Consider the following 13,588-nt stretch of genomic DNA (forward strand, 5'->3'; position numbering starts at 1 on the left):
TAAGGATACAAAATGAGTAGTAATACAGATAATAACACTCGCCCAGATTACGACAGTGTTATCCAGGATATCGCTGATTATGTATTAACGTTTGAAGTATCAAGCGCAGAAGCACTAAACACTGCACGTAATTGTTTAATGGATACCTTAGGCTGTGGACTGCTCGCTTTAAAGTTTTCACAATGTACCAAACTTCTTGGTCCAATTGTCAAAGGGACCGTTGTTCCTAATGGCGCACGAGTACCTGGGACCTCGCTCATACTCGACCCTGTTAAAGCAGCGTGGGACATTGGTTGTACCATCCGCTGGCTCGATTACAACGATACGTGGTTAGCTGCTGAATGGGGGCACCCTTCTGATAACTTAGGTGCTATTTTAGCTGTAGCCGATCACTTGTCTCAAGTCAGAATCGCAAATTCACAGCCTCCCCTGACTATGCGAGACGTACTTGAAGCCATGATTATGGCGCATGAAATTCAAGGCGTTATCGCATTAGAAAATTCTTTTAATCGTGTTGGCTTATGCCATGTATTATTGGTGCGTGTAGCCTCAACGGCTGTTGTCACAAAAATGATGGGTGGCAGTAGAGAGCAAATAATGGCAGCCATATCTCAAGCATGGGTTGATGGTTCTGCACTGCGTACTTATCGTCATGCGCCAAACACTGGGTCTCGTAAATCTTGGGCTGCGGGCGATGCAACTTCCAGAGCAGTTTATTTAGCTGATATGGCAATGCGCGGTGAAATGGGTATACCCAGTGCATTAACAGCTGCGCAATGGGGGTTTTATGATGTCTCTTTCTCCAAAACTAATAAAGACCAAGCACTAAAGCCTGAAGCGGAGCGCACGTTTTCGTTCTCCCAAGGTTACGGTTCATATGTAATGGAAAACATTTTGTTTAAAATTTCTTTTCCAGCAGAGTTTCATGCGCAAACAGCAGCAGAAGCCTCCGTTATTTTGCACCCTCAAGTAAAGTCGCGTTTAGACGATATTGAGAAAATAGTGATCCGCACCCACGAGTCAGCCATACGCATTATTTCTAAAACAGGACCGCTTGCCAACGCAGCTGACCGCGACCATTGCTTACAATATATGATTGCCGTTCCCTTGGCATTTGGGAACTTAACTAGCGATCATTATGAGGACGACTTTCACAACACGCACCCTATCATCGATAAACTACGCGACAAAATGGAGGTGTTAGAAGATAAACGCTTTACAGCTGAATACTTAGAGGCGGACAAACGCTCTATTGCCAATGCAATTCAAGTTTTCTTTAACGATGGTAGTAAAACAGAAGAAGTGGTTGTGCAGTACCCTTTGGGTCATCGCCGTCGCCGTGAGGAAGGCATTCCATTATTAGAGCTTAAATTCAAATCTAATTTAGCAACACGCCTTGCAACCCAACAATGCCAAACCATATTTACCCTTTGTAAAGATCAAGCCAAGCTTGAAAATACGCCAGTAAACAGCTTTATGGACTTATTTGTTATTCAATAAGTTAAATTGCAGTATGTACGGTGATACTGTAATACCAATTCGCTTAATTAAGTGATCTATTTTTAGGTAATAAAATAGCTCATTAACAAAGCGAGCTTATAATATACAATTGTTTTATATAAATATTTTTTAAAACGAAGCTTTAACAAAACACAGCAAACGGGACTTATTATGACTAATGAAATTAAACACTCAATCGCAAACTTTGCAGCCTTAGAAACTTCAATAGCAAATGGGGAAGAACAATCGGTAAAAGAATTATTAGCAGATCAGTCAATGCAAGAGCTAGAAAAAAGCTATCTGTTAGACTTAGCTAAACTCGGTAATAACAGCGCTATCATAAAGCTATTAAATGATATTCCCGTAAAAAAATAGATGCTCGTGGCTATGTTATTCCTCCATAGCTGGCGAGTTAATCCATGTTGTAAGGTAATAATTGATTATTCTCGTTTTACTTATGATGACTTGTTTTATTTAGGCTATTAATATAATCAATAAGATTATTTAAAGGTATTGGTTTGGAAAAATAATAGCCTTGAACCCTTATACTGCTGAATTGAGATAAATAGGCGATCAGCTCAGCATTTTCAACACCTTCAATGACCACTATTTTTTTAAGCTCTGTACAAATCTTGATGATACCTTCTAATAAAGCGCGTTCTTGGCCCTCATGCTCAGCACCAATCGTGAACTCCCGATCTATTTTTATAATATTAGCAGGCTGCCTCGACAAGTAAGAAAGGCTAGAATATCCAGCGCCAAAGTCATCAATCGCAACGTTAAAGCCCTTAGCCATCAGCTCTCTAAGAACGCCTTCGATAACCCCTTTTTCTGACATGACTGTTTCAGTCACTTCAACGGTGAGCCGATGTGGCTCTATATCTTTATCAGAGACTAATTGGCAAATATATGCAACAAACCCTTGCAGCTGTAATTGCTGGGGTGAAAAATTAACAGCCACAGTAATATTTTTTAACTGCGCAGTATTACTCATATCTTTAAGTACCTGTACTAGTACTTGTTTGCCAACTTCTAATATTTGCCCCGTTTGCTCTGCTATAGGTATAAAAATAGCCGGGGAAATATACGCACCATTACTTTTCCATCGCACCAAACTCTCAACACTAATCACTTTGTTATCAGATAAACTATGGATTGGTTGGTAATACACTTCTAAGTCACCATTTTTAAGCGCTTTTTGAAGCTCTCCTCTAATGTGGACTATTTCTTTATGCTTATCATCCATTAGCTTATGATAAAAACAAAGCTGATTCCCTCCAAGGGTTTTCGCACAGTCCATAGCAATATCTGCATGCTGTAATAGTACTTTTGAATTTCCTACTCTTTCTTTAGACATCGATATACCAGCGCTGGCTGTAAGATAAATATCAACGTCCTCTAAATAATAAACGTTTGCTAAAGAGCTTATTAATACTGATATTTCTTCTCTTAGTTTATCTTTACTTATATTGCTGTAATAAAGAATAAACTCATCATTACCAAAGCGTGCTATTGAGTCGGTTGTCAGCGCGTTATTTTTAAGTCTTCTTGCAACTAACTTGAGAACTTTATCACCTAGGGTATGCCCTAAACTATTATTTATAGAACTAAAGCCATCTAGGTTTATAAAAACCATTGCACACAGTGAGTTTAACGCTTTAGCCTGCTTAGACTGTTTAGCGCTTATTTCATCATCTAGCGCATCTCGGCGAATTAGCCCTGTTAACTCATCATATTTAGCCATTTTAAATAGCTTTTTTGATTGTTGTTTTAGTAGGTATGAAGAGTCTGAAGCAAGTATAAAAATATAGATAAAGATGAAAGTAAGCCAAATTATAATTTGTTCGACTTTTGCTCTTTCTTTTAATGCGGAGTAGTTATTAATAAAACTATATATATTGTGATTTAAAATGCCCATTACATCGACTTTTTCTACAATATAGTCACTGTATAAACTCAATAGTATATTTAAATTGTATACGTTTTGCTTTTTAGCATTAACAGAAAAGTAAACTTGAGGCGTCAATTCAATAAATACATCAAACGTATTTAGATAATCTATGTACCTGTTCTCAATTAATAAATTCATGTCTAGTAAAGCTAAAACTTGATACTTACCGCCAGTAACTGAATTTATAGGTATCGAAAACATAATAGTCGGCGTACTCGTTTTCAACGTTAATGAATTAGCTGCAAATCTAACTTCATCCGTAGTTGTATTTAACCAGTTCACTACAGAATCACTTGATAAAAATCCACTGGAAATAAATTGCTTAGAAAATATGTCACCTTCAACTAACGTAAGATTTTCATCAAGAATAAGCATCCCTTTGATGATTTTATAATCTCTCGCATAATTTTTCATATCAACAGCGGCAAGTTTTAAAAAATTATCATGACTCACTTTTTCTAATCTCGACTTAATCCGAGATAATGACTTTTTATGCTCATCAAGATTTTTATTAAGCATTGTCCCCACTAAGCTTATTTTTTCTCGTGCTTTTTCTTCTTCACTACTCACTGTTTTTACTGCACTAGCGTAACATAACGACACACCCGTAAAAATAACTAAAAACATGACTGCTTTGGTAAACTTAGCCCCTTTAGTTATCGTTGCAGAACATAAAATTTTAATAATGAGCGCTGAGAAAAAAGAAAAAACCATAACGGCATTTAAAGCAGAAATAAATGGATTATCACTAATTAAAAAAAACTTTTCGTCAACGACTCCCCATAAGCTCAATTGAAAATTTAAGAAAAAAGCACATCCTAAAATGCCTAATACAGGAGTCACATATTTAATTTTTTTTGAAAATTTAAAATTAAATAATAAAGTTAAGATTAAGCCTAAAACTAGCGATATTAAAGCGGTACTAATAGAAATGATAGGCATCAGAGGTGCTTCAAGTAAAATACTCTCCAACCCACCCAAAATTACTACAACAACAAAAAACTGAATAAAGCCTAAATATAAAATACTTGCTGCTGATTGAGTTAGAGATAACCGCATGGGTCTGTTGTAACCTTCTAATTTGAGTCGCCAAGATCTTAAACTGTAAAGCAACTGCCGTATTAGTACAGTCAAATTTAATTATTTTGTATTATATTAAATAAAAAGATACAGCCTTTATAGCTATATATTAAATTGAGGGAATAATCTAATGAAAAGTAAGTAGATTCACAGTCATGCCATATCATCTGCTTCTCATTTTAATACCAACCTGCATAAATATTTGAACAATTTAAACGAGTTAAATCACTCTATAACGTTGTTAAATAGACCCCGTATAAGCAAATTGGTATAACTGAGTAAACTAGGATTGACTGTCCGGATATGTTGAGCACACCGAATCATTTTACTTAACTCGATTAAAAGAAAAGATCCTGGATATAAATTGATATCACATACATTTGATTGAACTGACACCTTAGTAATACACTAATATTGCCAGTTCAATCAGTCGATTACATATCTGAAAATCGGTTAGCCGATTGCACAATTCTTTTTATCTCATTTTCTTCAATATCTTTTATTGTATCAAGCAACGTTTTTGCGCTTTCGATATCTACACGAGAATATATATGAATGTATAACTCAATAACTTGTTCATGATGGTTTACTATTTTCTCCATAATGTCCGAGATATCGAGCTCTTCAAAGAGTGAGTTGCAATCAACGCGCTCAATAATTGAGTGCTTTTCAATGTAATCAAAACACCAGGTGTTTAGCGCTTTTACGTCTGCCGTATTTTCAAATCCTTGTACAATATTCTCTAAACTCTCCTCATGCTCAGATAGGTAGCGAAGCATCATTCGTGCTCCCTCATCCTTATTTTGTTTAGAGCTCTGGTTTAGGCTATCTTTTAAGTTTTTGTGAAATAAAACGGTCCAATTGAGTACATCTCTAATTGTTTCAATTTGCATTTATTGCTCCTAAGTTTAATGATATCTATACAATATTTTAATATGAAGCATGCTAATTTTTAGGATTAGGCTCACTCGCCTGAGTGTGTTGTAAATACTGAAATAGCTCACTGTCGGTCGATAATACCAATGTTGTGTTTTGGCTAAGGGCAAGTTCAAGCGCCTGCAACGAACGGGTAAATGCATAAAATGCGACTGCTTGATCATTTTTGTTATAGGCTGAGGCGTAAATAGCGGCTGCTTTAGCATCAGCTTTACCTCTAATTTCTGTTACTGCTCGGTAGGCTTCAGATTGAATTTTATCTAAGTCTCGCTCTCTGTTACCTTGTATACGGGCAGCTTCGCCTTTTCCTTCTGACAAAAAGCGTTCTGCTATTTGACGACGTTCGCTGATCATACGTTCATAGATTTTAGGGCGTACACTTTCATTATAATTAATACGTTTAAAGCGAATATCCATAAGCTCAATACCAAATACGCGCACTTTTTTTGCCGCCTCATTAAATATATCTTGCTCGACAACTAAACGTCCCATGCTTATAGGCACTAAACTACCAATATTCTGCTCTTTTTCAGCCTCGGTGAGTGACGAGTCACGCAAAGGTTGGCGACCTTTCGTTGTACGAATAATTTCGATTAATTCGTGTGTGGCTACTGCATTACGCGTTTCACTACCAAAAATATCATCGAGCCTAGACTGTGCGCTTCGCTCATCACCTAAACGTAAAAAATACTGCAACGGATCGGTAACCTGCCACCGCGCATAAAGACTTACAGAAATATAAAGCTTATCTTTGGTCGGCATATCAGAAGGTGTTCCTTCCCATTCCAGCACGCGCTTATCAATAAAATTAACTTGCTGAACAAAAGGCATTTTGAGTTGAATACCCGCCTCTCTAATTGGCTCTCCAACCGGTTTACCAAACTGAGTAATAACGACCTGCTCTACTTCGTTAACCGTATATAAAGCGCTATACAAAGTAACCCCTACAAGTGCAGCTAAAATACTGCTGCCAACGATTAAATAAGATTTCATGGCTGCTGTCCTTTTAGTGAAGTTAAATTGAGTAAAGGTAATACACCGCGTGCTTCGCTATCGATAATAATTTTATTTTTTATCGTTGGCATAACATCTGTCATTGTTTCTATATATATTCGTCTGCGTGTTACCTCAGGTGCCAGTTGGTACTGTGCAAACAGCGCATTAAAACGCAGAGCGTCGCCTTCAGCTTCATTAACTCGCTTAAGGCGATAACCGTCAGCCTCTCTTATTCGTTGATCGCGCTCCCCCTCAGCAAGCGGAATAACGCGGTTATATTCGCGACGCGCTTCGTTAATCAACTTTTCTTTCTCTTGTTGAGCCTGATTAACTTCATTGAACGACCCTTGTACTGGTACGGGTGGGTTAATATTTTTTAGTTGAACCTGATCAATACTAATCCCCATTACATATTTGGTTGCCAATGCCTGCATTTTTTGTAATGCCTCAATTTCAATCCCTTGCCTGCCAATGGTAATTACTTCATCTACAGTTCTATCGCCTACAACTTCACGCATAACTGATTCAGACACATATCGTAAAGTGCCTGCCGGGTCGCGCACCTCAAATAAGTACTTTTGGGGATCGGCTATCCGATATTGAATTACCCATTCAATCAGCGCAGTGTTTAAATCGCCAGTTACCATTTGGGTTTCTTCGCGTTGATTTGTTGCAGGTGAAATTTTTGGCGCAAATGAGCGAATATTATTTTCAGGATTAATATTTTGATCTGGGTCGGAGGCTCCAGGAGTAGAAAAACCAAACTCCTGCTTTAATTGCCGCTTGGTAGGCACTATTGTGACGTGATCAACACCTAATGGGATTTTTACATGTAAGCCCGCAGGCAGAATTTCTTGAAACTTACCAAACCTTAATACCAAAGCAACTGAATCACTGGGAACGGTATAGACTGCGCTATAGCCTGTAGCAATCAATCCCAAAAACAATACTATGGTTAAACTTGTGCTAAATTTTCCACTCAGCAACTTCTTATACTTTTTAAACGCACCGCTCATCACTTTATCGATATCTGGCGGACCGCTTTTACTTTTAGAATTTGGACTATTTTCGTTTTGTGTAGAAATAATATTCTCCTTTTTAAGAAACCAAAAATATGGAGCCTTATTACTACTTTAGATTGTCATAAGCCCTAGCCTAAAGCGCTAGCGTGCTTCGCAATCTAGGTGATAACTTCCTCTGTATAATTTAAGGGTAATAATTTAGGGGTAATGATTTAAGGAATAGTTTTAAGATTTAAATTCATGCACTTATAGATTAATTTAAAGCCAAAAAACCTTAGTAAGACATTAGCGTATTTATTTTAATTGGTCTGTTCGGTACGCCACATAGCGTGTTTTAAACAATATGTTTAATTAATAAATAAAGGGTTAAGTACAACTAATGAGTACACATTATTGAATACCCATTAGCTCCTTCACGCCCTATTACGGCGTTGAATTAATTGATTTATTGCTCTTTTTTGAGGCAACCACTCGAATATATAAAACCCCAAGTATTGCAGAAAGAACCGAAGCCACTAAAACCGATGTTTTTGCGTTATGAAGGTGCTCGGCTTGCCCATCAAACCCCAACGTAGCAATAAAGGTAGACATGGTGAATCCAATCCCAGCGATAAGTGAAGCACCAATAACATGCTGAAGATTGATACCTTCTGGCAAGCAACCTATTTTGTAGCGCAAAGCAAGCCAACACGCACCCGAAATACCAATAAACTTACCAACAACAAGACCACTAATAATACCTAAGCCAACGGGATCACTGAGACTCTCAACAAATGAACTAAAGTTAAAAACCACACCCGCATTAACTAAAGCAAATAGCGGTAAAATAAACAGTGCGACAGGCAGGTGCAGCACATCTTCCCACCGACGCAAAGGTGTACCCGCATTTTCGGCTAAATCACGAATTTCGAGTACCTGTTTATGATCCTGTCTGCTAGCCAGAACATCTACTTTCTCTATTTCTTTTTGCATAGAGGTAATGGTTGTTTTTGCCTTTTCAAGCGACCTTCCTGAGCCCAACATTGAGCGTGCAGGAGCCGTTAAAGCAATAGCAACACCTGCTACAGTAGGATGAACACCTGACTGTAACATCATCCACCAGGTGGCAAGACCAATGATAATGTAAAAAAGCGGCTGCCTTATTCCGGCATAATTGGCGGCTACTAAAAAAGCAAATAGAACAACAGCGCATGACAAATACATCACCGATATTTCTTGGGTATAAAACACGGCAATAACGAGTATTGCCCCCACATCGTCAACAATCGCAAGACCTACAATAAAAGCCAACAAGCTTGTTGGTATATGTTTTCTTACAATTGTAAGCACACCTAATGCAAACGCAGTGTCGGTTGCCATGGGTATACCCCAACCAATCAGTGAATCTTGCCCCCAGTTAAACAGCGAATAAATACCAGCCGGCACGACCATTCCGCCTATGGCGCAAAAAATGAGCATGTGTCTATTTTTGGGCTCAGCTAAATCTCCAGCAAGTACCTCTCGTTTTATTTCAAGCCCTAGCAATAAGAAAAATATCACCATCAAACCATCATTAATAATATGTTTAAGCGAGGTTTGTAGCTCAAAGTTTCCTAATGAGATCCCAATAGGCGTGTGTACTAAGTTCAGATAGGTAGCTGAATAAGCTGAATTTGCCCACCATAGTGCAATGATTGTAGATACCAGTAGAAACAGACTAGAGGTGGTTTGAGCACGCATAAAATTAGAAAATGGGTCGTGCATATAGTCTAAGCCACGATTTAGTATATTTTTAGAATCGTTAGGCATATCAGGTAGCCTTATAAATTGTGGGTGTTCGTTTTATCAAAACTTTTAAGATTTAAGTTCTCCAGTTTTACTATCAGTCAACAAACACTTCGCCTTAAAATTACTAGCATTAAGACGAAGTGCACACCCCTAATTAATCTAATGTAAAATTAGATTAGAGATAGATTTAATCATTGTGTTATTACGTTATAAGGGTAAATATTTTCGCGGTTTTGGAATGCCAAAATAGCCGTATTTTTAATTATTCCTTGCTCAATGTTTATTGCACGGCGAATGGTTTCATCTTTTTGCCACTGCAAAGCACCTTTAAGTATCGTTTGTAAATATACAATGAGCGCCGCAGAGATTGAACGCGTCGCGCTTTCCCATAAATAACTCGGTGTATGATCAACGCCATAATAATCCGTGTTGTTATATCGAAATAAAGGGTTTTTAAACGTTGTCGGCTTTGCAAAAAAGAATCCCATCCCCTCATCACAGCTAACATCAATAATTAAGCTGTTTGGTTTTAAGCAGTCGGCTTCTGATTCAATGACAAAGTTAACCGGATGAGCTGTTTCTTGATAAGTCCCGTTCACGATAATATCGGCTCCGCTAATAAGATCGCTAAGTGGTCGATTAGTCCCATCATGCTCAACAACCATCATGCGAGCCTCTCCTTCAAGACCTTCTCGTACCTTAACATAATGACAATCTAATATTTCTTCACGCACTTCGTGATCAGGACGCTGAATACAAATTGTAATATCTCTAAAACCATGCGCTTTAAGAGCGTAAATTGCGCCTCTACTCACTGCACCAAAACTAAATATAATCGTTTTACGTTGATCGCCATAATGACCATCGATACCCTTAAGTTGCAAAGCATGTATTACAGCGCAATACCCTGCCATTTCATTGTTTTTATAAAAAGTATGGCGCCCTGCATTTCCTTGTGGTGACCACACATACATATCTTCAAAAGCAATTAAGGTAAGTTTACGCTCTATCGCCGCTTGTGTTATTTCATGCTGTTGAACGCAGTGGGCATAGCCCCAAATAGTGCCTCCTTCGCGCATTTCTTCTAAGTCAGCAAGTACAGGCTTTGCAATAATGGCCGTGCCAATATGGGTAAGTATTTCGCTGCGAGATGCAATGCCACCCGTTAACGTTGCAATATATTCATCGCTAACATTAAAAGCGGTGCCATAGCCTTGTTCAAACACCATTTGTTTTCTAAGATTTTCGGGAATTCGTAATAAGTGCTCTGGGTGAATAGGATACCGTCTTTCATCTGTCTTGCGGGATGTTCCGATAACGCCGATAGTTAATTCACTCATGCTAAGTCCTGTTTATAAAGTAAGTACGCTTGAGTTCATCAACGAATCATCATACTTCGCCAATAAACTTAGGCGGTGTTTTTTCTGTACGTTTTTGGCTCGGATGAACCAACTCTATTTTACAAAGGTGTAATTTTGACAATAAATAATGAAGAGCAGTGAGTTAACTTGCATTGAGTTGCAAGCTGAAGACTATTACCTTTTGAGTAAAAGTGCTGACTGAGTATATCAGAAATAAGTATTACTAACTTGGGTATCTCAAACTGAAATAAAGGGAGTACTCGCTAATTACTGAGGTTTTAACTTAATGATTTACTCTGTAGAGCAGATTTAATCAGCTTTGTATTGGGTTAGCTGAACGTTTGGCTTTTATATCAACTCCGGCTATGTGCCAGTGTAGGTCGGATAAGCGAAGCGCCATCCGACACAGTAAAATACCTTGCCAATTATTATCAACATTTTATGTTGTCGAGTGGCTGGAGAGTGCCATGAGCGGACGGTGGTACTAACTCGTTTATGCCCCAAAACGAGTTAACATGAATGGTTTAGGTGTCTACTTTTGTGGAGTCAGATCATAACAACTGAAGAGCACCAAGAAAATTTCTGGCACTCTTCAGAGGAGGCTCATTAGAACTTACTGAAATTATTTATTAGCGGCTGCATGCGGTTGTGGATCTTTCGCCAGTACGGCTTTTGACTTGCTGCTAGAGTAAATGAAATATAGTGCAATGCCCAAGCAAACAATAGCTCCGAGTCGGCTCGGCGAGAATGGAATTGGTTCATTTCCCAGCCAACCGAAATTATCGATCAGCATACTCATGGTCAACTGCCCAAAAATGACGGCGACAGTGGCAACAGCTGCGCCAATGCGCTGAACGGCCAGTACCATAATAACGATATATGGCACACCAAACATTGCTCCCAGCAGTTGCCATTTAGGAACGTCCATCAGGGTCAAGGCGTGTTTAGGTTCGAAGAAAAAGATCAGCAACCCCGTCACTAGCGCTCCAATCGAAAATGTTAGGAACGCGCTTTTGAATACACCAACTTTACTTCCAAGCTGGCTGTTGATAGCCGCTTGAATACTCAGCATAGCTCCACCGATGATGGTGAGAATAATCATGATAATAGTCATAAAGTTACCTTAGCCTTGTGCAACCATAACCAGCGCTACAATGATAAAAATCAGCGCGATTATACGTTTAATGTCAATTTTTCTGTGTGGCGTACCAAGTAGGCCAAAGTGATCGATTATTAGGCTCTTAAAGACCTGACCTGCTAGGATGCCAATCATGGTCATGGCGATGCCGATTGCCGGCGTTGTTACGGTCAGGATAATAACGTAAATAGGTCCTAGTATGCCGCCAAGCAGTTGCCAAGATGGCTGTGCAAAGAACGATGGGCTGTTACGCGGGCTGAAAAATAGCATCAGCAAGAAAGTAAGCGCCGCGCCCACTCCAAATACACTAAAGGTGGCCCAGAGATCACCGACTTCCTCGCCTAGTGGTCCTAGCAATCCAGCCTCTATGGACAGCCCCATACCTCCGGCAATTACAATTAAAATTAGTATCAGTTGCATATCAATCTCCTGTGGTTCAGGTAGATAATGTTACGCCTTAACATGGATGAGAAAAATGCTACAATTAGATAAACACCTTTGCAGGATATGCATAAATGAGTAAACCTGAGAACATCAACATACGCGCCTTGATGATTTATATAAATGTTTATGAAACACAGAATTTCTCTGTGGTGGCACGGGGGAAAGGAATATCAGCCTCTCAGGTGTCGCGCGTTATCCATCAAATAGAAGATGCACTCGGACAACAACTCTTTTATCGTAATACTCGGGCAATCATTCCGACGGAAAGCGGCCACCTTTTTATCCGTTATGCACGTGCTATGACGAGCAGCTTGGAGGAGGCGCGACGAGAACTCAACGAAAGAACGCTAGAACCTTCAGGTATGGTCCGCATAAACGCACCGGTATTCTTTGGACAGCGACATGTAGCACCGGCGTTAGCTGGTCTAACTAAACGATATCCAAGGCTAAGCATTGATCTCACGCTGACCGATGATTACATCGATCCTCACCGGGATTCAGCTGACGTAATTTTCCGGATTGGCGTGCTAACAGACTCCTCATTTCATGCTCGTGTGTTTGGCCAGCAGTTCTATCATCTAGCTGCATCACCAGATTATATCCGTCGACACGGCATACCTGAATCACCTGAAGAGTTAATCCATCATAAATGCTTGGTCTATCGCGGTTCGTCAGGACCAAACCGCTGGCTGATGCGTAGGCACGGGGAGAAATGGGTGCACTATCCAGTATCGCCCCTTATGTCATCTAATAATGCTGAAACGTTGTTGATTGCTGCACTCGGGGGAATGGGGATCGTGCTGTTTCCTGATTGGCTGATTGGAGACCAACTCAAGCGAGGAGAACTAATCGTACTACTGCCGGAGCTGGATAAGTCTATAAAAACGGAGTCGCAACACATCGCGGCAATCTACCCGAATGCCCGTCATCCTTCGCTGAATGTTCGGGCGATTATCGATTACTACCTTGATTCGTTCGGTTCTCCGCTTTACTGGCAGTTTGAATAAGAGCTGGTCGCTAGAAACATCGCATGTGATTTGAATAAGTTTAATACCAAGTAAGATTCATACTGAGTGCTTTATCATGCTAAAAAGGCAGCGTTCGATAATTGGAGTACTGCTTTTCTAAAAAGTTTATGTCCAAAAACGAGTTTACTCGACCGTCTGCTTCTCGCTCTTTGCCGAAGTTCGGCTTAGTTCCACTAGCAGACATTGAAGATTCTTAATGTGTGACCCATACGCTTCTAGACAATGCCCGCATCCAAGCTAAGCTCGAAGTAGAGCAAGAACAAGCAGAAATTGAAGCTGAAAAAATACCCTAGATTCAAATTGTAAGTGCATAACTTGTTTTGGCTAGATTAAGTGGTCAGTTGCTCATAAGCTAACTGCTTTTT

General features: G+C 39.4%; 11 protein-coding genes. 3 read left to right on the plus strand and 8 right to left on the minus strand.

The window, feature by feature from the left end:
- Positions 1–12 precede the first annotated feature (12 nt).
- Positions 13–1,500 (plus strand): bifunctional 2-methylcitrate dehydratase/aconitate hydratase, encoded by a 1,488-nt coding sequence (locus I6E85_RS15270; RefSeq protein WP_197117594.1) that lies wholly within the window; start codon positions 13–15, stop codon positions 1,498–1,500.
- A gap of 171 nt (positions 1,501–1,671) precedes the next feature.
- Positions 1,672–1,875 carry a hypothetical protein gene (locus I6E85_RS15275; protein WP_024590352.1) on the plus strand — a complete coding sequence of 68 codons (204 nt, stop codon included), beginning with the start codon at positions 1,672–1,674 and terminating at the stop codon, positions 1,873–1,875.
- Positions 1,876–1,951: 76 nt separating this feature from the next.
- On the opposite strand, the gene I6E85_RS15280 is transcribed toward I6E85_RS15275, so the two are convergent.
- The 8 genes from I6E85_RS15280 to I6E85_RS15315 all read right to left on the minus strand — a co-directional run bounded on the left by I6E85_RS15280 (position 1,952) and on the right by I6E85_RS15315 (position 12,171).
- The gene (locus I6E85_RS15280; RefSeq protein ID WP_197237104.1) at positions 1,952–4,510 is read right to left on the minus strand and encodes a bifunctional diguanylate cyclase/phosphodiesterase; all 2,559 of its coding nucleotides are present in this window, start codon (positions 4,508–4,510) and stop codon (positions 1,952–1,954) included.
- Between the two features lie 455 nt (positions 4,511–4,965).
- Entirely contained in the window at positions 4,966–5,424 is a 459-nt protein-coding gene (locus I6E85_RS15285; RefSeq protein ID WP_101162941.1) for an ATPase, read from the minus strand.
- Positions 5,425–5,476: 52 nt separating this feature from the next.
- The gene (hflC, locus tag I6E85_RS15290; protein WP_101217825.1) at positions 5,477–6,460 is read right to left on the minus strand and encodes a protease modulator HflC; all 984 of its coding nucleotides are present in this window, start codon (positions 6,458–6,460) and stop codon (positions 5,477–5,479) included.
- Entirely contained in the window at positions 6,457–7,398 is a 942-nt protein-coding gene (gene hflK / locus I6E85_RS15295) for an FtsH protease activity modulator HflK (RefSeq protein ID WP_002962612.1), read from the minus strand. The genes hflC and hflK overlap by 4 nt, the downstream gene beginning before the upstream one ends.
- 510 nt (positions 7,399–7,908) lie before the next feature.
- A complete protein-coding gene (nhaA, locus tag I6E85_RS15300; protein WP_101162943.1) occupies positions 7,909–9,273 on the minus strand; it encodes a Na+/H+ antiporter NhaA in 1,365 nt (454 codons plus the stop codon).
- 170 nt (positions 9,274–9,443) lie between these two features.
- The gene (locus I6E85_RS15305) at positions 9,444–10,592 is read right to left on the minus strand and encodes a N(5)-(carboxyethyl)ornithine synthase (protein ID WP_197237105.1); all 1,149 of its coding nucleotides are present in this window, start codon (positions 10,590–10,592) and stop codon (positions 9,444–9,446) included.
- Between the two features lie 643 nt (positions 10,593–11,235).
- Positions 11,236–11,727: a DMT family transporter gene (locus I6E85_RS15310; protein WP_024590358.1), complete on the minus strand. Its 492-nt coding sequence runs from the start codon at positions 11,725–11,727 to the stop codon at positions 11,236–11,238.
- A gap of 9 nt (positions 11,728–11,736) precedes the next feature.
- Complete coding sequence (locus I6E85_RS15315; protein WP_024590359.1) at positions 11,737–12,171, minus strand: DMT family transporter; 435 nt, start codon at positions 12,169–12,171, stop codon at positions 11,737–11,739.
- Positions 12,172–12,266: 95 nt separating this feature from the next.
- Here I6E85_RS15315 and I6E85_RS15320 point away from each other — a divergent pair, with 95 nt between their 5' ends.
- On the plus strand, positions 12,267–13,202 hold the full coding sequence (locus I6E85_RS15320; protein WP_024590360.1) for a LysR family transcriptional regulator: 936 nt from the start codon (positions 12,267–12,269) through the stop codon (positions 13,200–13,202).
- The last annotated feature ends 386 nt before the right edge of the window (positions 13,203–13,588 follow it).

This window comes from Pseudoalteromonas sp. NZS71 (assembly GCF_015864715.1).
In the GTDB taxonomy this organism is placed as follows: domain Bacteria; phylum Pseudomonadota; class Gammaproteobacteria; order Enterobacterales; family Alteromonadaceae; genus Pseudoalteromonas; species Pseudoalteromonas arctica.

Excerpts from the sequence above, each read along its gene's own strand:
- I6E85_RS15270 (WP_197117594.1), top strand. The coding sequence starts at position 13 with ATGAGTAGTAATACAGATAATAACACTCGCCCAGATTACGACAGTGTT.
- I6E85_RS15305 (WP_197237105.1), bottom strand. The coding sequence starts at position 10,592 with ATGAGTGAATTAACTATCGGCGTTATCGGAACATCCCGCAAGACAGAT.
- I6E85_RS15310 (WP_024590358.1), bottom strand. The coding sequence starts at position 11,727 with ATGACTATTATCATGATTATTCTCACCATCATCGGTGGAGCTATGCTG.
- I6E85_RS15315 (WP_024590359.1), bottom strand. The coding sequence starts at position 12,171 with ATGCAACTGATACTAATTTTAATTGTAATTGCCGGAGGTATGGGGCTG.
- hflC (WP_101217825.1), bottom strand. The coding sequence starts at position 6,460 with ATGAAATCTTATTTAATCGTTGGCAGCAGTATTTTAGCTGCACTTGTA.
- I6E85_RS15280 (WP_197237104.1), bottom strand. The coding sequence starts at position 4,510 with ATGCGGTTATCTCTAACTCAATCAGCAGCAAGTATTTTATATTTAGGC.
- nhaA (WP_101162943.1), bottom strand. The coding sequence starts at position 9,273 with ATGCCTAACGATTCTAAAAATATACTAAATCGTGGCTTAGACTATATG.
- I6E85_RS15275 (WP_024590352.1), top strand. The coding sequence starts at position 1,672 with ATGACTAATGAAATTAAACACTCAATCGCAAACTTTGCAGCCTTAGAA.
- I6E85_RS15320 (WP_024590360.1), top strand. The coding sequence starts at position 12,267 with ATGAGTAAACCTGAGAACATCAACATACGCGCCTTGATGATTTATATA.
- I6E85_RS15285 (WP_101162941.1), bottom strand. The coding sequence starts at position 5,424 with ATGCAAATTGAAACAATTAGAGATGTACTCAATTGGACCGTTTTATTT.